This window comes from Pirellulales bacterium (assembly GCA_035546535.1).
GTDB lineage: Bacteria > Planctomycetota > Planctomycetia > Pirellulales > JACPPG01 > JACPPG01.
In genome coordinates this window covers 1-19,109 of the sequence record DASZWQ010000166.1, presented here as the reverse complement: position 1 = coordinate 19,109, position 19,109 = coordinate 1, and the positions used below count along the sequence as shown (strand labels likewise).

Genomic DNA, 19,109 nt, shown 5'->3' with positions numbered 1-19,109 from the left:
CCAGCCAATCCAAAAGCTCGGGATGGCTCGGACGATCTCCCAGGTTGCCGAAGTTATCGGTCGAGCGCAGGAGGCCTGCGCCAAAATGCCAGCGCCAGAGACGATTCACCATCACGCGGCTGGTCAACGGATTCTTGGCGTCGGTCAGCCATTGGGCCAGTTGCAATCGTCCGCTTTCCGCGCCGGGGAGCGGTCCGCTTCCGCCGGCGAGTGCTCGGGGGAATCCTCGCGGTGACAGTTCGCCCAAGGCCAGGTGGCTGCCACGAATGTGAATTTGCAGATCCGTTGCCGTGCCCTCTTCGACGGCCATGGCGTGCGGCAACTCAGCCGGTGCCGATTTTTCCAGGTCCGCGACGTCTTGCTGCAATTTGGCAAGCAGCTTGCGATCGGCCGCTGGGTAGTACGATTCGGCATGATCGACGACGCGCAGCGGACCGTCCTTGGCGGTGATCACCGCGCGCAAGGCTTCATCCGTGGCATCGAGCTTTACTCCAGGTGCTCCTTCGGCTGCTTTCTTATCGGCCGCTTCGATTTGCGTTTGGTAAAAAGCGGCTAACTGCTTGACGGTTGCGGGCTGGCACTCCGCCACTCGCGCTGCGACGCCCGCCGCGACGTCTGAGAATTGGTCGGGCGAAATCTGCGCTTGCTGCCGGCAGGCAAACCACGGTTGCCAGATGGACGTGGAACTCTTGCGCGCCTCGGTTAAATACATCACCCATTGCTGCAGAAAACCCAAGACCAATCCGCGCTCGCGTGCTAGCTCTTCGGCCGCCAGGGGTTGCGGCCCATCAGGGGCGATCATTCGCGGTACGATCGCGAGACAATCGAAATGCGGAAACGGTCCGGCACTCCGCTCGAGCCGCAGCACGACGGGCCCGGCCGGCAATGCGAAAACTCCCTCGGGAACCCATCGCTGAGTATCGGGATGCCACGAACCAGTGGCCATTGCCGCCGCGATTGTTTTGCGCAGTTGGCCGTCAACAAAAAGCATGACGCCGCGCGGCTCGGCGGCCGCGTAGCGCAGCTCGATTTGATACATGCCGGCGCGGGGAACGTCCAAATCGTATTCGACGAAGTTCGGCAATTCGCCCCGATTGAGGATGACGCCGATATCGGCGCCGTAGTTCGCCGTGTCGACCAGCACGTTGCCGCGCGCGAAACTCTCGGCCTCGAGCAAAATCGTGTCCGCTGGCAAGTTTGCAGTGGCCCGTTTGGCGGCACCGCCGGCCGCACCACTTTTAGCATCGCCAGCGACATTACCGACCAGCGATTCCAGCGGCGGGGCGTCGAGCAGTTCGCTCGCGGCCACGATATAGTCTGCCATCCGCCCCCGCGCCGCGGTCACAAGCGCCCGATTCGCCTGCTCAACGTGGGCGGTCAGTTCGCTTTTCCTGGACGTGAGACTCGCAGCATGGGCGGCGACCGTGGAAATTTCCGCGGCCGTTGCCAGAGGGCGTTCGTGCCACTTGGCGACCACCTTGAAATTGTCCATCGTCTGCGTGCTCTTGAAGATGCCCGCAAGCGCGTAGTAATCGGCCGTCGAGATCGGATCGAATTTGTGATCGTGGCAGCGCGCACAGCCAAACGTCATTCCCAGGAAGGCGCCCCCCATGGTGTCGAGTTGCTCGTCGACGATGTCCATCTGCATCTTTACGGGATCGTCCTCGGCGAGCATCTTTGGACCCAAGGTGAGGAAGCCGGTCGCAACCAACTGCTCGAAGCGTTCGTGGTCCGTACTGGCCGGCAGCAAGTCGCCGGCGACTTGTTCGCGGACAAACTGGTCGTACGGCTTGTCGCTGTTGAATGCGTCGACGACGTAGTCGCGGTAGCGAAACGCGTTGACGTAGGCCAGGTTCTCGTCCTGCCCATTCGAGTCGGCATAGCGCGCGACGTCCAGCCAATGCCGGCCCCAGCGCTGACCGTATTCGGGCGACGCCAGATAACGATCGATCAATCGTGCAAAGGCATCGGGCGCGTCGTCGGCCAAAAACTCGTCGATCTCGCGCGGCGTGGGCGGAAGCCCAAGCAGGTCGAACCTGGCCCGGCGCAACAAAGTACGTTTGTCGGCGGGCGGAGAAGGTGTGAAGCCGGCGCCTTCGAGCCGCGCGAGCACGAATCGGTCGAGCGGACCGCGACACCACGCCGCGCGCGCAACATCAGGCACCGGGGGATCGACCACCGGTTGAAACGACCAGGGCACCGGCCGTTCCGCTTTCGCGGCACTGGCCTGACCGGCCGACGGATTGTCCGCTGGAGAATCGGTGGCCGGCCACGCGAGACCTTCGTTCACCCAGCGCTCAAGTGCCGCGATCTGGCGTTCGCTCAGCTTGCCCGAGGGAGGCATCTTGAGTTCGCCCGCGTACCGTACGGCGATGACGAGCTGACTTTCGCGGGGAGTCGCGGGCGTGGCGGCCGGCCCGAGGTCCCCGCCCTCCAATATCGCGGCGCGCGAGTCGAGCCGCAGATTGCCTTGCTGCTTGTCGGGGCCGTGGCACTTCCAGCAATGCGTCGAAAGTAGCGGCCGGATCTCGGTTTCGAAGAACGCAATTTGTTGGGGCGAGAATTGCGGATCACGTTCCTCGGCAGCCGCGGACTGCGGAGCGAAGAGGACACCCACAACAACTGGTAAATAGCGAAGCAAGTTGATCGCTCCGACGTTTAGCAGGCGGGATCGACGTACGTTATCGCGGGCGGCGCTCGCTGAAGCACCCTAGGCAGGCGGGGAAATCGAACGCGTTTAGTGTACCCTCCGCCCTGGCGCAACTAAAGAGCGACCCGCCGCGCCACGGGTTACACTAGTCCTGGCCGCTCAAGCGACTTTCTGGAACGTCCTGTCCTGGAAGCAAAAGACACGCAGCATGACAAAACCCGAGTTACCTCGAATTGTCGATACCCACCAGCACTTGTGGGATTTGAAACGGTTTTCTTTGCCCTGGGCGAAGGACAACAAAGTCCTCGGGCGCGATTTTCTGATGTCAGACTATTTTCAGGCAACGGCGGGCTTGCCGATCGCGCAGACCGTGTACATGGAGGTGGACGTCACGCCCACGCAGCAAGAGGCCGAAGCCCGCTACGTGATCGACCTCTGCCGGCGCGAGGATAATCCGATGGCCGCGGCCGTGATTTCGGGCCGGCCCGGGCAGCCAGGCTTTCGCGAATACATTCTCAAGTTCAAGGACGCCACGGCGATCAAAGGGGTGCGCCAGGTTTTGCACGTACCGACAACGCCCGCGGGCTATTGCCTCGAACCTGGTTTCGTGCGCGATATTCAGTTCCTGGGCGAGCACGGCCTGAGTTTTGATTTGTGCATGCGTTCGGGCGAACTGCTCGACGGCGACAAGCTGGTGGCGCAATGCCCACACACACGATTCATCGTCGATCACTGTGGCAACATGAGTGTGCAAGAGACCGAACCCGACAAGCGCAGACCGTGGATGGAAGGGATGCGGCACCTGGCGGATCACGATCACGTGGTCTGCAAGGTGTCGGGCATTGTCGCTTCGGCCAAGCCTGATTGGACGGTCGAGCAACTGGCGCCGAACATTCAATTCACGCTCGACACGTTCGGCGAGAATCGGGTGATGTTCGGCGGCGATTGGCCCGTTTGCACCCTCACATCCACCTACCGCCGCTGGGTCGAGTCGCTCGATGAAATCACACGAGCGCAATCCACCGCTGCGCGGACCAAACTGTTCCACGATAACGCGGTGCGCTTCTACGGCCTGCGGCCGGAGGGAAAGAAGTGGCGGGCGGAATCGGGGTCCTGAGGGAAGCCGGGATTTGCTGGCTGTTTCGTGTGGTCTGGCGTTCCGTCGCGCCTCAGCCTGGTACCGCGCTTAATGCTGTTTGCCCCGTAGCGATCACGAATGCTGTCGGCAACTTTGTCGAGCTGACGCTGTTTGAGGTGCTCTTCGCTATCGAACAAGCCGAGCTGCGCCTTCGCGTCCTTTTGCAGATTGCTGACGCCCACGCCCAGCAGTCGGACGGGGAAGCGCTCGCTCGCACGGAGCTCATCCAACAGCTCGGCGACCGCTTGCCATACCTCTTGCGTTACGTCCGTGGGGCGGGCCAAGGTCCGAGCCCGCGTCAATGTCCGGAATTCGTGCGAGCGGATCTTGAGGTGTACGGTGCGACCTTTAAGCTCATGACGGCGCAAGCGCCGAGCCACCTGTTCGGTCAGTTCCCATAGCCACACTCGCAGTGCATTAACGTCGGAGATGTCGCTGGCGAAAGTCGTCTCGTGCGAGATGGTCTTTGCTTCCCGATCGGGAACGACCTTGCGGTTGTCGACCCCGTGCGCCAGCTGCCAAAACCGCATGCCAAGTTGGCCGCTGATTTGCTCCAAAATCGACGAGGAAAGCGCGCGTAACTGACCGATGGTTTCGATTCCTAGTCGCTGCAATGACGCGTTCGTTGCCCGGCCGACTCCCCATAACCGGCCCACCGGCAGCGGATCGAGAAACGATTGCACCGCGTCGGGAGCCACCACGACAAAGCCGTCGGGCTTTTGCAAGTCGCTGGCGATCTTGGCGAGGAACTTGTTAGGAGCAATCCCCACCGAGGCCACCAGCCGGAGTTCGTCGCGAATCTCTTCCTTGATCCGCTTGCCAATCGTTTCTGGCGTCCCGAATAGTTGGATGCTCCCCGACACGTCCAGAAACGCCTCGTCCAAAGACAAGGGCTCGACCAAAGGCGTAAAACGTTCGAAGATCGCGCGAATCCGGCATGACACCTCGGCGTAATAGTCAAGCCGCGGCGGAAGTACGATTGCATGTGGGCAAAGTCGGTACGCCGTGGCCGAAGCCATGGCGCTGTGAACGCCGTAGCGACGTGCCTCGTAGTTTGCCGCCGCGACGACCCCGCGCTGATCCGGCACGCCGCCCACGATGACCGGATGGCCGACCAACGAAGGGTCGTCCCTCTCTTCGATCGACGCGTAGAACGCATCCATGTCTACGTGCAGGATCATCAGCTACGACCTGAAGAGACTACTGCTTCTCGCGTTTGGCTTCCCAATCGCGTTCTACGGTTTCGCCGTTGCGCTCGCGCTCGACTTTGCCCTTGATCGTGTCGCCTTCAACTTTGCCCTTGTACTTGGCCTTGAAGGTATTCCCATTTCGCTCGATTGTCGTCTCGAATTTCACCTCGTCGTCTTTGAAGCTTCCTTTTTCGATCTCGATTTTGTCGCCCATCGGCAACGTCAAAGAGCCGGTGAGCTTTTCTCCCTCCGCCTTCAACTTCAACGACATTTCGATCTCTTCGCCCCCCTGGCGCATGAATTTCCATTTCCAGGTGCCGTTGGGATCGGCTGCAGCATTCGCCGTGGCGGTCAAGCAACCAAGGTAAAGGACAGCGACCACGATCGTGGAAAAACTGGCAACACGCTTCATGATCTGACCTCCTCGCAAACGTGAGAGAGACAAGCCCCGGGACCCGTTTTGGATGACCAGATTCTAGCACACCGCGGCGGTGAAAGAACCACAAACGCCGCAGATAGCCGCACAATTGCCGTCGACTGCCGATCGATTCTCGGCGATCGTGTCACTACAATAGGTCGAAAACGGTGTTCTCCATTTTGATGGTGCAAGAATGATGCGAACGATGGCGCGGATACTCTTGGCGGTCTCGACCTGTTGTGCCGTGCTTGGCGGGCTCGCGGCCACGGTCGGCCGCGCGGCAGAGCTGAAGGCCGGCGTGGCGCGCGTCGATCTGACGCCGCCCTTGGAATTGAACGTTCCTTTGGGCGGTTATGGCGAGCGGATGAACCGACCCGCCCAGGGCGTGCATGATCGCATCTTTGCCAAGGCGCTGATCGTGTCCGATGGTCCGCGGAAGTTCGCGATCGTGACCATTGACATCGTCGGACTTCCGCCGACGTTGAAGCCCGAGCTGATCGAGCGACTGGCTGGTGACTGGGCAACGGGCCAGGTCATGCTGTTGCCCAGCCACTCGCATACCAGTGTCGAAATGAACGCCATCAACCCGCGCAACACCTTCCAGGTTCCTCAGATCGGCATCTACAACGCACGGGTTCATGAATTCGTTTTGAGCCGGCTCGTGGAAGTCATTCGTCAGGCCGAGCGGCAGTTGGTAGGTGTATCGGTGGGCACCACGACCAAGTCGATCGAGGGCTGGAATCGCAACCGACGCGGTGGCACGGTCACTGACAACGACCTCACCGTGACGCGCATCGACACCGCTGACGGCAAACCGCTCGCGGTGCTGATCAACTATACGGCGCACCCCACATTCATGAACGAACAGGACATGCTCTTCTCCGGCGACTGGCCGGGCCACTTACAGCGGACGGTCGAGTCGCTCGTGGGCGAAGGCGTGACGGCCATGTATTACAACGGCGCCGAGGGGGATCAGGCGCCCGTTGGCCGGCCGGACGCAGGCACCAGTCGCTGGGAGCGGGCCGAGCGCTATGGCCGTGACCTGGGTATCGTGGCCTGGAAGCAATGGCAAGAAACGAAAACCTCGCCCGACGTGTCGTTTAGCTATCACTCGCACTCGATCGCCTTGCCCGAGCGAACGTGGCATCCCGACTTCATGAAGACCGGCGGCGCGGAATACGGCCTGAGCGAAAAGCTCTTCAAGGAAATGTTGCCCGTTCTGTTTCCCGACAAAGTTGACAGCATTTCGCTACGGTTGGGCGAATTGCTGATCGTGGGGATACCGGGCGAGATGGCCGCCTCGCTGGGTATGAAGATCAAGAGTGAAGCCGGCCGCATCACGGGCGCCACGAACCCGGTCATCGGCGGGCTGGCCGACCAGTGGATCAGCTACATGCTTCCCACCGAAGAGTACCGCCGTGGCGGCTACGAATCGAGCGTTAGCTTCTACGGCGAGACACTCGGCGACACGATCGTTAACGGCGCCATCGCCGGCGTGAAAGAGATGGCGAAGTAGATGTCGAATCGAGAGCCAGCCGCCGCCCACGTTATCGTTCCGAGACAACCGCATCGGGACGCCGCCCATGTCGCGCGCCTTATCGACCTTGAAAAGCGCCCCCTGTGATGCGCGCGACGGTCGTCAAGAAGGTGGACAGGTCTTGCTCGAAGTAATTGCCCAAACCGATTGTGTTGATCGGAACATCAGGGTAACGGCGGCATAAGCGATAGATCTCGTCCGCGACCGCAGCATCGAAGCGGCCCAGGTTGACGTTCGTTGGCGCGCCATCGGAAAACAAGATGATCGTATCGAGTCCTGGGTACTCGTAGGCCTTCTGTAGCGCGCCAAGCGTGTTCGTCCATCCCTTCGGCTCGATTCTCTCGAGCGACTTGAGAAGTTGCTGCCGCCGCTCGTCGCTCCCTGCGCCACGGAGCCGCGCAAAAGAACCATCTTCGGGAAAAGTGCGGACGTCGGAGGAAAACACGATCAGCACGCATTCCTCGGCGTCCAGATAGCGCAGCCATGTGCCGGCAATCTGCTGGGCCTCGGTCCAGCGATTCATTCGTTGATCGGCGCTTTTCGCGTTCATGCTGCCCGACGCATCGAACAACACCGCGACACGCGTGAGCTTGCCCTTGAGCCCGACAAGTTCCCGATTCAGCCGCGTCTCGCGCAACAGCGCCAATTCGCGCTGTTGTTCCGCCTGATCCAGGCGAGTTTCGATCTTACGTTTCTCCAAGCTGAGACCTTGTAGTGCCTCTGTCGCTCGTTTCAACTGGGCGAGGTATTCCTCGGCACGCTTGTTGCCGGTGGCAAGTTCGCTCTCCAGCGATTGAATTCGCTTGTCTGTCTCGCCACGCGCGGCTTGCGCCTGTTTCTTCGTCGCCGCGAGGTTCTCGTTGGCCGACTCGAGTTTTCCGGTCAAGGCGGTGACGATCGATTCCAACTCCTCCGCCTGTTTTGCCAGCCGATCGCGGTCCTTTTCGGCGTCTTCCAGGAGCTGAAGCTTCGCAGACAGTTGATCGGCGATTTGCGTCAACTGCTTCGTTAAGGAAGCCTTGTCGTCGATCAGGACATCGCGGGCGGCGGTTAGTGTCTGCTGCTGGGCCGCGAGTTGGTCGCGCTCGCCCGTTAGCGCTTCTTTCGTCGCGAGCAATTCTTGTTCTTGTTGCTCGAGCTTCGATTTCGCAGCCACCAAGGCACTGAGTCGGCTATTGAGGTCGTTGATATTGCGTAGTGCCGCTTGCAAGTCAGTATCCAGCTTGTTGCGCTGCTCCTCGGTCAGCCGCAGTTTCTGATGGCTATCCTGCAGGCTTGCGCTCGCGCGATGCAACTCGCTTTCGGTCGTCGCAAGCGTGGCTGCCAGCGTGCTTTTCTCTCCCACCAGCGAGGCGTTTTCCTTCGAGCCTTTGACCAGCTTCGTGTGCAGAAACAACGCGATCATCACGACCAGGACCATGGTCAATAAGGTCACGTCATTGCTGGAAATCCAACCCGCGAGGCTGGCCTCGTTGGAATGGGCCGTGGCTTTCTCAAGTTTCATATCAATACCTGCTGACCGCTCAGAGCTGGTGGCGCTATCTCAAGTTGATACTGATGACCCCTTGCCGAGATTAACGCGGCAAACGTGCAAACCAGTTTTTGATTCTGTCGCGTGTCCGGGTGTGATCTCCGCCATTGGCGACGGCTTCTCCCACCAGCTTGCGAATGCCTTCCGGCAGGCTTGCAATCGCATCGGTCACGTCGGCCACGCGCACGAGCGATTCGGTCAAACGGTCGATGTCGCCACTCACGCGGCTGAAACGTTGCAGCGAGGCGAACGTCTCTTCCAGGCGCGTAAGCGTGTCGTTCAACTCGGTCAATCGGGACGTCAATTGCGTCAACTCGGCGTCAGTGACCGTTGAAAACTGGCTTGCCGATTTGGCCAACGAGGCAGCCGCGCCTTGGAACATGCGATTCGAAGGCGCGAGGTGCCCCTCGGCCATGGTTTGCAGCTGCGCAGCCACGGCCGCTAGATTCTCAACGGCGCCCACAAGAATGCGCTGCGTACGAGCGGCGGCATTGGCGGAATCGCCGTGCTGATGCGTCGCTGACTGAACGGCCGCCGTGCTGTGGCACAGGTTGGAAGCCGACTCATTGAGCTTTTCCACCGTGTCGCTGACGATTGCCACGTGGCTCTTTTGGCGGGCCACCGCCGGCGCGAATTCTTGTTCAACGGCGCACCGAAAGGCGGCAACAGCCGGGGCAAAACGATCGAAGCCGGAATGGAATTCGCCCGCGGCTGTCGAAGCTTGCCCAACCAGTGAGTCCAGATGGCCCGTAAAGACTTTCAGGCGATTCGACAGTTCGTCCACCAGCGTTTGGAACTGCTCGTGTCCGGGCAAAAGCTTGTTTTCAATCGTTTCGTTAACCGATGTGAACGATGCCTTATTGGCATCGATCGTTTCCTTCATCTCGCGGGCGCTCTGCACCAGGAATCCCGTCATGGTTCCGATGTGCTGCGCCGCCTCGGCCAGGCGCTGCGCGGAACTGAGTTGCTGGCGGGCGACGTTGGCGAACTCGTTATCGACGGTTGTGCGGAATGCCGCCACCGACACGTCCAGGCCAGCGACCGATCGGGATCCGACGTGGACCAGGCTCTCGAGCGCCGTTGACGAGACCTTTACAGCATTCGTCAGGTCGCCGAGCGTTTCCGGAAATCCCTCAATCCGTCTGCTCAAATCACGAATCACGTCGGAAAACTGGCGCGAGGCATCATCGATCGCGGATACCGATGCCGTCATGCGGCCGGCGGAGACGGCGTGAGAATCGGCCGCCTTCGCGATGACCGCCGCCATGCGTTCGACGGCGCCGACGGCATTCACGGTTGCCGCCTGAGAATCGAGGCCAATCGAGTTCCAAATCACGACATCGAACCACGTTCGTGCAGCCATCCGCAGCGACTCGATCCGTTGACTGGTCCACTGCAGAAGGCCTTGATTGATCAGGGCCAACACGGCTCCCGTGCCAACGCCACTCACCAACGGGGTCACCGCAAAGAGGATGTCCTGCAAGCGCATCTCGCCGGACTCGTCGACCTTCAGAAACCAGAATCCCGCGACAGTGAGGATCACGCCCAGCAGCGGCGCCATCACTCCCATGCGCTGCAGCAGCAAGTAGCGTGGGTCGCTCGCCAATCGGGTGTCGAGCTCTTGTATGACCGAGTCGCGCGTGTAGTTGCCCGGCGGTGTCGCCGTTCCTGCCGGGAAAATCGTGAGCACCCATTTCAACCACGACAAGGCTTCGGGGACCTCGCGAGCGGCCACGCGCCCGTGATTGCCGTTTCCGTGCTCCCGGCACAGTCGCAGGAGCAGGTGCTCTTGGCGGCGCAACGAGGAAACAATGCGGATGCTCAAGGTCAACTGCAAAAGGAAGAACAGCAGCCCAACCATCAACACGATGGTCCAATGACTCGAGAATAAGCCGCCCGCATCTAGCGGATTGGAAAGCATGTCGGCCTCGCACAGATGTCAAACTCTGATGTTCTTCGCTCGCGAGCAGCGCTCGGTCACGGGGGGCGGGCGGGGTTTTACCTGGAACAAAGGCCTTCACGCGCCGGCCCGTACATTCCGACGATTGTAACCCACAAGGGATACCCTCGCTGGATAGCCAGCAATAGGGGCGGCAGAACTCGAAGAAGCCCCGCGGGTTAAGAAGAGAAGGCGCTGATAGCGGACACACCCGGCGGTGCGGGATCTGACCGAATCTCATCGAGCACCAATTGGCGATTTTCAGGAGGCGATCGCTTGCAATAGGCCCTTGATATACCCATAGCCGAAGGCGAAGGCTTGCGATCCGTCGGGATCGTCGGCGTGGCTGGGCATGTGGTCAGGCATCAACATGTACGGGTATCCGACCTCGCTCAGCGTGCGGGCAACGGCCAGCATGTCGAGATCGCCATCGTCGGGATACGTCTCACAAAAGTCGTCGCGGCGGCCGCGAATGTTGCGGAAATGGATGTTGAAAATCTTGCCGCGCTCGCCGAAGTAGCGCACGACGTCGCAGATTTCACGCCGCGGGTCTTGCAACATTTCGGCCACCGTGCCCACGCAGAAGTTCAGTCCGTGGTGAGGGCTTTCCTGGATCGTGACAAATCGCTTCAATCCCTCGACGGTGCCCAGAACGTTCGTGATTCCCTGAAATCCCGTGGGCGGCGTGCCGGGATCGTGCGGATGGCAGGCCGCGCGAACTTTGTACTGATTGCACACGGGGATCACGCGGTCGAGAAAGTACGTGATTCGCGCCCAGGCTTCGTCGGCCGAAACGTGACCGGCTCGCGTTAATTTGTCGGCGTCCTTGGCCTCGGCCAGTTTCCAAGTGCTGTAGCGACTTCCGCCCCGGCCTGGCGTGGACTCGGTCCGCAGAACGCCGAGCAGACTCATGTTGTATTTGATCGCCGGGATCTCAACCGCGGCGCAGGCCTCGATCATTCGCTGGATATCTTCGATATCCTGATCCCGTCCCGCGGCGCCCAGCATGATCGCCCCGCGTCGCTCACGGTCGATGTGGCTGGAGCTGAGAAACGGCAGCGCAACCATGTCGAGCGAGACGCCATGTTTCTCGCACAAGTCCTTGGTACGCTTCAGATCGTCGACCGACCAATGCCCGCGCGCACCTGGGTCGGGCGGATAGCCGCAGATGTGGTCGACGCCGTGCCGTTTGAAATAGTCGAGCCGCGCGGGCGTCGTCGGCCCGTTCTGGCAGCCGACGTGCATCGCCGGTTTTGCACCGGAAGACGTGCGCGCAACATCGGCCTCGCCGGCCGATGCTTTCGTCAGCCACGCTGCCCCTGTCGAGCAGAGCGCCGAAACGGCCGCTGTCACACCGCCAAGAAAATTGCGTCGCTTCATGGGGCGTCTCCGACTGGTCCAACGACTCCGCGATTCTTGCGCAGGTGGCGTAGTGCCGTCAACCCGCTAACTCACGCGTGGCGCCGTCCCGGCGGCGAAGCCTGCCGTTCTGAACCGGAATTCGTGGCAATCGGGACAATCGCGGACCGCTCCGTCAATTCCGCCAACAATGCTAACACTACATAGAAGGCAAGCGCAGTGACGGCCATGGCTTCGGGCGAAGAAGGCGAGGGGCCGAAGTTCGCATACGCCTGGAAAGCCACGAGGATCGCCACGAAGCTCCAAAACACGCACCGACCTTTGACATGCGCGAAGGTCATCCTTCGCGCATAGAACCATGCCCCGAGGCCGAGCACGATCAATTCGAACGGAAAACTCAGCATAACATGCTGCCAAAGGCCGAATCCGACCTTTGCTGAGTTGTCGTAAAGGGGAAGATCGGGCAGGTGCACAACAAGGTCGAGGATCCAGTGCGAGAATGACACGATCGTTACGAGAAGGACCGTCATCGCGCGATTGCCTGAGACGAATAGTGCTACGATAACGCCAAGGGCGAACGAAAAGACGACGGCTCCGGGTAAGCCATGGGTGTACGGCATGTAGTAAAGATCGAGCGCGTTCGCCTCCGTAAAGCCCGGGACGATGCGCAGCTTCTCAATACCCAAGAGCACCAGGACGGACCATGCGACGTCGATCCATTGTGTTGCAAGGAACCAGACCCAGAGTGGCACGCGTGCCAGCATAGGCCTCGCTGCAAGTGAAACGCCGTAGTGGCCGACAAACATCGCATCCTCCTTGCTGCTGCTTGAACACTGCGAATGGCGATGCGCTGTACCGCGTGGCGATCGTGACGGATCACGCGTCGATGCCCTTCGTGGTAGTCGACGACGTCTCTAAGACCGCACTTCGTGCGCCAAAACCAAGACATCAAGGTGGCAGAGGCCTTATCGCACGCGCTATTCGAGGGAGGTGCCTGACAATCCATGGTGAGCGTCTCTTGGCCATGTCGAGACGACCACTTGGCGGCCATTTGCCAGCAAATCGTCCCCGGTCAAGCCCGAAGTGACCCCAAGCACGCGAGAATTCATCGTTACGCGATCTCCGCGACGATGTCACTCGGATAGGGATGCGTCGACGCTCTCGATCAACAAGCCTGCCATATCGACCTCTTCCGCCGTCGAACGAAGACGCAGGTAGTTAACTCCCGCAGTGCGGCGCTGCATCGGAAGCGTCTCGACGAGACGGCTGTCGACGAAGACCTGGCACTCCTGTTTCGCACAGTTCCATTTGAGTTCGAGCGTGTGCCATCGGCCTGGCGTAATTTCGGCGTTTCCGAGCTTGCCTTCCGATCCGAGGTCGAGATTGAAGAGAGTGTAATACTTGTCTTCCGGGTCGAAGGGAACTGAGAAATGGTCCGTGAGTCCAACGCGAGCGCCCACGAAGCCAGGAATCAGCTTCAAGCGGATTCCGAGCCGGCCATTCATGCCGTTAGGAAAGTTCCAGACCACTGCCGAAGGCCAGTCCGCTTCCGGCTTGCGCAACTGGAGCGCTCGCGCTGCGGGCTTATCCGGATGTTCTACGACCTCGACGCCCTTGGTACCGAAGCTGTTCCAACCTTCGGCTCCCGATGAGAAATCCGACGTGCGGCTCGATTCATAAAGCCATTGGGGATTGAATCGCATCTGCCACATGCCCGCCGTTCCTCCGACCGCAAGCGGAGTGATGATTTCTCCGTCCTTGGTCAAAACCGGCAGCGTGTAGGAGACCCCGTGGTCGCCGTTTGGGGGTGGCGGCTCATCCACGAAAGGATTGCGCGCTACCTCCCGATAGCCGCGCCAGGTGCGACAATCATCCTCAGAGATCGCGGCGTGCAGCACGTGGCGCCCGCCCTGGGCGTAGCTGAACCGCTGGCAGTTATTCCAGAGCATGACGACGCGACCGTCTTTCAGCCGGGTAAGGCTGGGCGGCGAATCCGAGGAGAAGATTCCTGTCGGAGTTGGCTTCGTCCAAGCGGCGCCGTCCTTGGAGAAGGACTCGAAGAACCGGCCAAGCTGCGTCCGTAGCAGAAGCCACACGCGCCCATCCTTGAGCTCCAGGGCGATCGGCTCGATCATGCCATCCGCACCGATGTACGGTGAAGGCACCTTGAACTCGATCGGCGACTGCTGCCAGGTATCACCGCCGTCGTCCGAGTAGACGATTCCGGAACTGAACCGGCCCATGTCCGTAAAGGCGTCGAATCCCTGGCCGCGATTGTTCCACACACGCGGCGTCAAATAGCAGATCGGCAGAATAATCCGGCCGCTCTTCAATTCGATCACCGAAAGCAGCGATCCGTTGTACCCTTTGCGTACGAGCACCGGCGCTTTCCACGATTTTCGTCCGTCCGCGGAGCCGACGTGGTAGATGTCGAACCGCATTTCATAGAGCCCCTTCCCGGCCGTCTTGGCATCGGTTTGATAGAAGAGGTGTAGTTCACCGTCATGGTCCGCGAGCACGTTGTGCAGTCCCCAGTTGCCCATGTCCTGGGGAAGCGTGGTGAGCGTTTCCGGTTCGCTCCACGTATGACCGCCATCCGACGAGTATCGCGCGATTGCCTCGTGGCCTTTGGGCCCGGTACGGCCCAAGACCGCGATCAGCCGCTCGTCCGGCAAGGGCGCCATGACCGTCGCTTCGGCCAGCTTTGACATCGAAGGTGGTGACACAGCTTGTTTGGGTTGTGCCGCCAGGTCGTTACTCATCGCCACCAAGAGGAGTGGCGCCAAGAGCTCAACGGCGATCGATGCCTGGAATTTCATTTGTTTCTTCGACCTGTACGATGTGGTTGTCTCGCTGGCAACGCTCTGTCGATTGCCCGGATACGACTCGAACGGCGCGACCGTCAGCGGTATCAATTCGCACCAGGACTTCGGCAATACCGATTTCGGTCTCGACCCGAAAAGACCTGAAGTCGATCATCGTGGAGACATCCCTGGCCCAGGCGTTGAATCGTCGATACGGCGAGCGGACGATCGCGGTTTACCGACGCTCATGTCGACGTCAGCCCGCCTGCTGGCATGAGGGACGTACGTGGATAACACGAGCGGCGATGGTACCGCGACCAGTCAAGTAGGGAGCTCATTTCACTCTGAGTCGGTAGCGTCGGCGCGCGTGAACCATCATCTATGCTTCTGGCCGGCCCGGCAGGGGCGATGGCCTCGGTGTCTGGCAAACGAGCCTTGGCCCTCCGTCTTGTATGGCAATAGGTCGAGGTCGCTCCAATGGCTACTTCTTCAAATGTTCGTCGAAGAACGCCATCGTAGCATGGTCTGTGCGAATTCGTTCCTTGCCTCCCCAGCCGTGTCCTGCGCCCAGGATCATCTCAACTCGTCCTGGCACTCCTGAGTTCGTCAGCGCAGTGGCGATTTGCAGCGCCTGGTCGTACGAGACAAGTGGGTCCTTGGTGCCAAAGAAGCACAGGACCGGCGCGTCGCCCTTGTTAAGGTACGTGATGGGCGAAGCCGAGCGGCATTCAGCCTGCTTTTCCTTCGGATCGCCTCCCAGGAAAGCCGAGAGAATCTGCACCTGCGTCGGGGTATAGTTCTCTCCGGCCAGATTGACCGGACCGACGAAGCTGACCACGGCTTGCACTTTGCTCGGCTGTTCGAGATTCCCGCCGTCACCTTCCATCGCGTCGGCCGGGTCAAGCGCACCGAGCATCATCGCCAGGTGCGCGCCCGCCGACACACCATAGGCACCAATTCTCGTGGGATCGACATTCAATTCATCAGCGTGTGCGCGCAGATAGCGCACGGCGCATTTCGAGTCTTCGATTTGCGCCGGAAACCGGTGTTTGGGGGCCAGGCGATAGCTAATCGTTGCCGCGACATAACCATGTGCGGCCACCTCCTTGGCGACGGAAGTCATGTCCTGGCGCTTGCCGGCCAACCAGCCGCCGCCGTGAATAACGACGATCGCCGGAACGGCGTGATCTAGCTCCTTGGGGCGCACCAGATCGAGCTTCAGTTCCTCGCCCGCGACTGTCGCGTACGTGACGTCGGGCCTGTAATCAATTTCCGTCCCTTCGTTCGCCCACAGCGTCGTGGCTATGCTGAAGGACCCCAGAATAAGCGCGGCAACTCCACCGACCCATAAGTGATTTCGAACCATGGCTTTCTCTCCGAATTCTTGATGGAGCGCACACTCGCACTATTCAGCAGTGGCCAGCACCCGCTGGCTTTCCGCATGTTCGCGGATTTCAGCCGGATCGAACCAGGCAGGCTTGAAACCGGCTTTGGCATAAATCGGCAATTGATCGGCAAAGTGTTTGGACTGGGGATGCTCGCTAACGCCGAACGGCAGGCAACTTACCGCGTGAATGCCGCCCGAAAAGTCGACGACCATGCCGTAGCTCGAGCCGCCGATGCTGTACATGCGCTCGTCGCGCACCGGCCCGAAGCTGGGCCGCAGCGTAATAAAAGAAGCGTAGCGATCTTCCCCATGACCGCAGCCGACTAGCCCCAGTTCGACGTCACCGCGGCGAATTCGGCAGAATGCACTCCACGGGGCGTTGAGCGCGCCCCAGCGCTCTTTGGCGAGGCGCGCCTGTTTGAGAATCGTGTCCGCGGCTTTGTCAAAATCTGGTTCGTCCAATGCTGCAGGGAATTCTGGCTGAGTGCAGATGACGAAAAACAAGGCGCCGCCGCGGGAATCGAGGTCGGTCCGACGGTCCCAGGCGGCCAGCGCAGCGACGACTTCATTTAGCAGGGTGGCTTCTTCGGCCGCTATCGTGGCCGCAGATTTGGCCAGATGGCCCTTGATGCGGCCGACCAGCTTGTCCAGCCACAACTCGGCGGCTTCCACCTGAGTATCCGTGGCATAGGCGCGCATCTCATCAGCCGTAATCTTCTCATCGGCTGCCAATAGCGCCGACAGCCGTCGCGAGCGGCTGTTGGCCTCCTGCCCCATCAGGTAGCTGGGAAAATCGGCGGGCCGCGGCGCCGCATCGGGACAGACGTTCTGGGGCCCGCTGTTCGTATTCAGCACGTACCCGCATGGCGGATTGAGCACCTGCGGCAATTCCTCGAGCGCGTGAAAACCTTGCCAGCGAGCCCAGCTTTCGTGCCCGGGCCGGGGATCGTGGCTCGAAATACGGCCGTCGCGTTTAGGAATGCGTCCGTTGGAAATGTAGAAAATATCGCCGGCCGCGTCGGCATAGACCACGTTCCCCATCACCAGGCCCAGCGGACGCAACGCATCGCGAAACTCACGAACGCTCTTGGCCTTGGCCATGTCGCGGAACTGCCGGGCCCGATTGGCCGACTCGTTCCAAGGCAGCGCAAACACATAGGCCTTGTTATTCTGCTGCGCGACCACTGGGCCGAGCACGGTCGTGCGGACCGGCAATCGCCGCTCGGTCTGCTTTTGGCCATCGCGAACGAGGAATCGTTCTGCGCGATCTTCAAACTTGCGCCAGCCGTCGATATCGCGGTACTGGTTGGGATCGTCTGGATTGATATCGAACACGAACATGTCGCCCAGGTCGGGGGCGTTGACGGTCATACTCCAGGCGCCCGTCTCGCTGCGGCCCATGCTGATATACGGCAATCCGCAGAAACAGGCCCCCATCACGTTGAACTCGGGGCCGATCAGATGCTGCTCGTACCAATGGTGGAAGCCAAAAAACGGCAGGTGTGGGTCCATCGACAGTTGGGCCGCGCCGGTGGCCGATCGATGCGGTGAGATGGCGAACTGGTTCGATCCAAGCACGGCGCGCTGGTCAACGAGCACGGCGGTCACCTCGGCCGCATTGAACTTGATGCCGGCGCGGTTGAGATCGGCGAAGCAGTGCGCCAGCGTGAACTGCATGTCGGAGTAGGTGGCAAACCGCATCACGTCCTGCGGGCGGACCGGCTCGATCCAGGCGGGCACCTGATCGCGATTTTCCTTCATCCAGGCATTTACGCCGGCGGCGAAGCCGACAAGTTGCTGCTGATGCTCGACCGTAAGCTGCTCGTACAAGGCATCCCCGCGGGCGGGTACACCGAACGCCCGCACCAAATAGTCCATGCCTAGAGCGGCCACGCCCTCGAACTCGGCGATGCGACCGGCGGCGCGGAGGAAGTTCTTGCCGATGTTCTCGAGTTGGTCTTCCGCCTGACAATAGCCGGCGCCGTAATAGAGGTCCTTGGTCTGTGCGGCGATGATGTGCGGCACTCCGTAGGTATCACGCACGATTCTGACCTTGCCCTCGGGCGGCGGCTCGTAGGCGGTCCAATCCGCGCCGCGCACGGCGGACGAGAACAACAACGCGAACACAGGGATTGCCAGGCGATAACGAAACATAGTCGTCTGTGTATGAAAGGGTGATGGGCGATCTTCGACAATGCGACGGAACCGCCGTTGCCGATCATCAACATGCGCGAATGCCAGAGGTAAATCAACAGGATATTGACCCGCCTGAACCGTTAATCGCATCCACGATCTTTTCCGCCACTTTCGGCCGGCCTCGGTTCGACGATACTCGAATTCGCCGTCGGCGGCGGGGCAACGAGCGGGTAGATCAGCTGACCGACCAGTGACTCGGGCAGCTTGGCTTTGATGCCGTACTCGGTTGGCCACTGGTTGTCAGGCAGGTAATAGGTACCGAACAGTCGATCAAGCCACGGCATCACCGCGGAGTAGTTGCGGTTGATCGGTTTGCTGCGCGTGTGGTGCCAGTGATGAAAGGCAGGCGTCGCGACCAGGTATTCCAAGGGTCCAAATCGCCAGCGCAGATTGGCGTGGATGAAAAACCCCCAAACCGTGCCGATCAGCGTCACGACCACCGGCAGCACGGTTCCTTCAACACGGTCCTTTTCCGTCACGAACGGTAACCAGCTCGCGTACGCATACGATAGCGCAGCTCGAGTTGCGTGTTGCAGCACAACGCCTGAAGGCCATGCTCGGCCATACGCACCGTGCGCGCCGCGGATCAATGCGATGTACCCCGTGCGGCCAATCTTCCGGTTGCATATCGACGGCGCCTCGACGTTCGTTCGCGCTGCGCCGCTTTGTCGACAGCCCCGCACCCAGCAACTACCATGAGCGGTTCCAGCCTGCCCCGCGATTTGGGGGGGTTCTGGCGGGCGGCCATCACGTCGCATCTCCGGCGCATCCGCGTCAATCCTGGGCAATCGGGCAAGCAGCATGATAACGGCGGGTACAGAGCAACAGTCGCGACGCATCTTCTGGGTGGCGTCGATCATGTTCTTTCTTTCCGGCGGCACCGGCCTGGCCTACCAGGTGATCTGGTTCAAACGCTTTGCGCACGTCTGGGGAAGCTCGAGCCTGGCGTTCGCCTCGGTG

14 protein-coding genes are annotated in these 19,109 nt (G+C 60.6%); 3 read left to right on the top strand and 11 right to left on the bottom strand.

All coding sequences use genetic code 11. The features are described from left to right. A partial coding sequence (locus VHD36_19695) for a DUF1549 domain-containing protein (protein HVU89562.1) occupies positions 1 to 2,641 on the bottom strand: 2,641 nt, incomplete at its 3' end. Between the two features lie 217 nt (positions 2,642 to 2,858). On the opposite strand from VHD36_19695, the gene VHD36_19690 reads away from it, so the two are divergent. Then, positions 2,859 to 3,767, top strand: a complete 909-nt coding sequence (locus VHD36_19690; GenBank protein ID HVU89561.1) for an amidohydrolase family protein — start codon at positions 2,859 to 2,861, stop codon at positions 3,765 to 3,767. On the opposite strand, the gene VHD36_19685 is transcribed toward VHD36_19690, so the two are convergent. Both VHD36_19685 and VHD36_19680 read right to left on the bottom strand, forming a co-directional pair. After that, on the bottom strand, positions 3,716 to 4,969 hold the full coding sequence (locus tag VHD36_19685; protein ID HVU89560.1) for a DNA polymerase IV: 1,254 nt from the start codon (positions 4,967 to 4,969) through the stop codon (positions 3,716 to 3,718). The two genes, VHD36_19690 and VHD36_19685, sit on opposite strands and share 52 nt — an antisense overlap. A gap of 19 nt (positions 4,970 to 4,988) precedes the next feature. Continuing rightward, entirely contained in the window at positions 4,989 to 5,390 is a 402-nt protein-coding gene (locus VHD36_19680) for a hypothetical protein (GenBank protein ID HVU89559.1), read from the bottom strand. A gap of 211 nt (positions 5,391 to 5,601) precedes the next feature. Between VHD36_19680 and VHD36_19675 the strand changes: the two genes are divergently transcribed. Then, positions 5,602 to 6,912, top strand: a complete 1,311-nt coding sequence (locus VHD36_19675) for a neutral/alkaline non-lysosomal ceramidase N-terminal domain-containing protein (GenBank protein ID HVU89558.1) — start codon at positions 5,602 to 5,604, stop codon at positions 6,910 to 6,912. A gap of 79 nt (positions 6,913 to 6,991) precedes the next feature. On the opposite strand, the gene VHD36_19670 is transcribed toward VHD36_19675, so the two are convergent. The 5 genes from VHD36_19670 to VHD36_19650 all read right to left on the bottom strand — a co-directional run bounded on the left by VHD36_19670 (position 6,992) and on the right by VHD36_19650 (position 14,446). Beyond that, a complete protein-coding gene (locus VHD36_19670; protein HVU89557.1) occupies positions 6,992 to 8,437 on the bottom strand; it encodes a VWA domain-containing protein in 1,446 nt (481 codons plus the stop codon). Between the two features lie 70 nt (positions 8,438 to 8,507). After that, on the bottom strand, positions 8,508 to 10,385 hold the full coding sequence (locus tag VHD36_19665) for a hypothetical protein (GenBank protein ID HVU89556.1): 1,878 nt from the start codon (positions 10,383 to 10,385) through the stop codon (positions 8,508 to 8,510). A gap of 279 nt (positions 10,386 to 10,664) precedes the next feature. Continuing rightward, entirely contained in the window at positions 10,665 to 11,783 is a 1,119-nt protein-coding gene (locus VHD36_19660; protein ID HVU89555.1) for a mannonate dehydratase, read from the bottom strand. Positions 11,784 to 11,854: 71 nt separating this feature from the next. Next, the gene (locus tag VHD36_19655) at positions 11,855 to 12,568 is read right to left on the bottom strand and encodes a hypothetical protein (GenBank protein ID HVU89554.1); all 714 of its coding nucleotides are present in this window, start codon (positions 12,566 to 12,568) and stop codon (positions 11,855 to 11,857) included. Positions 12,569 to 12,895: 327 nt separating this feature from the next. Beyond that, positions 12,896 to 14,446 carry a sialidase family protein gene (locus VHD36_19650; protein ID HVU89553.1) on the bottom strand — a complete coding sequence of 517 codons (1,551 nt, stop codon included), beginning with the start codon at positions 14,444 to 14,446 and terminating at the stop codon, positions 12,896 to 12,898. Between VHD36_19650 and VHD36_19645 the strand changes: the two genes are divergently transcribed. After that, the gene (locus VHD36_19645; protein ID HVU89552.1) at positions 14,445 to 14,843 is read left to right on the top strand and encodes a hypothetical protein; all 399 of its coding nucleotides are present in this window, start codon (positions 14,445 to 14,447) and stop codon (positions 14,841 to 14,843) included. The two genes, VHD36_19650 and VHD36_19645, sit on opposite strands and share 2 nt — an antisense overlap. 204 nt (positions 14,844 to 15,047) lie before the next feature. On the opposite strand, the gene VHD36_19640 is transcribed toward VHD36_19645, so the two are convergent. From VHD36_19640 to VHD36_19630, 3 genes are all read right to left on the bottom strand, one after another. Beyond that, on the bottom strand, positions 15,048 to 15,932 hold the full coding sequence (locus tag VHD36_19640) for an alpha/beta hydrolase (protein ID HVU89551.1): 885 nt from the start codon (positions 15,930 to 15,932) through the stop codon (positions 15,048 to 15,050). A gap of 39 nt (positions 15,933 to 15,971) precedes the next feature. Continuing rightward, positions 15,972 to 18,107 carry a penicillin acylase family protein gene (locus VHD36_19635; protein HVU89550.1) on the bottom strand — a complete coding sequence of 712 codons (2,136 nt, stop codon included), beginning with the start codon at positions 18,105 to 18,107 and terminating at the stop codon, positions 15,972 to 15,974. Positions 18,108 to 18,229: 122 nt separating this feature from the next. Beyond that, positions 18,230 to 19,009, bottom strand: coding sequence for a sterol desaturase family protein (locus VHD36_19630; protein ID HVU89549.1), 780 nt, complete (start codon positions 19,007 to 19,009; stop codon positions 18,230 to 18,232). Between the last annotated feature and the right edge of the window lie 100 nt (positions 19,010 to 19,109).

What these genes read in the sequence shown, in the direction of transcription:
- VHD36_19660 (HVU89555.1), bottom strand. Translation starts at nt 11,783, where the DNA reads ATGAAGCGACGCAATTTTCTTGGCGGTGTGACAGCGGCCGTTTCGGCG.
- VHD36_19670 (HVU89557.1), bottom strand. Translation starts at nt 8,437, where the DNA reads ATGAAACTTGAGAAAGCCACGGCCCATTCCAACGAGGCCAGCCTCGCG.
- VHD36_19685 (HVU89560.1), bottom strand. Translation starts at nt 4,969, where the DNA reads ATGATCCTGCACGTAGACATGGATGCGTTCTACGCGTCGATCGAAGAG.
- VHD36_19690 (HVU89561.1), top strand. Translation starts at nt 2,859, where the DNA reads ATGACAAAACCCGAGTTACCTCGAATTGTCGATACCCACCAGCACTTG.
- VHD36_19640 (HVU89551.1), bottom strand. Translation starts at nt 15,932, where the DNA reads ATGGTTCGAAATCACTTATGGGTCGGTGGAGTTGCCGCGCTTATTCTG.
- VHD36_19680 (HVU89559.1), bottom strand. Translation starts at nt 5,390, where the DNA reads ATGAAGCGTGTTGCCAGTTTTTCCACGATCGTGGTCGCTGTCCTTTAC.
- VHD36_19665 (HVU89556.1), bottom strand. Translation starts at nt 10,385, where the DNA reads ATGCTTTCCAATCCGCTAGATGCGGGCGGCTTATTCTCGAGTCATTGG.
- VHD36_19650 (HVU89553.1), bottom strand. Translation starts at nt 14,446, where the DNA reads ATGGCGCCCTTGCCGGACGAGCGGCTGATCGCGGTCTTGGGCCGTACC.
- VHD36_19630 (HVU89549.1), bottom strand. Translation starts at nt 19,009, where the DNA reads ATGATCGACGCCACCCAGAAGATGCGTCGCGACTGTTGCTCTGTACCC.
- VHD36_19675 (HVU89558.1), top strand. Translation starts at nt 5,602, where the DNA reads ATGGCGCGGATACTCTTGGCGGTCTCGACCTGTTGTGCCGTGCTTGGC.
- VHD36_19635 (HVU89550.1), bottom strand. Translation starts at nt 18,107, where the DNA reads ATGTTTCGTTATCGCCTGGCAATCCCTGTGTTCGCGTTGTTGTTCTCG.
- VHD36_19655 (HVU89554.1), bottom strand. Translation starts at nt 12,568, where the DNA reads ATGTTTGTCGGCCACTACGGCGTTTCACTTGCAGCGAGGCCTATGCTG.
- VHD36_19645 (HVU89552.1), top strand. Translation starts at nt 14,445, where the DNA reads ATGACCGTCGCTTCGGCCAGCTTTGACATCGAAGGTGGTGACACAGCT.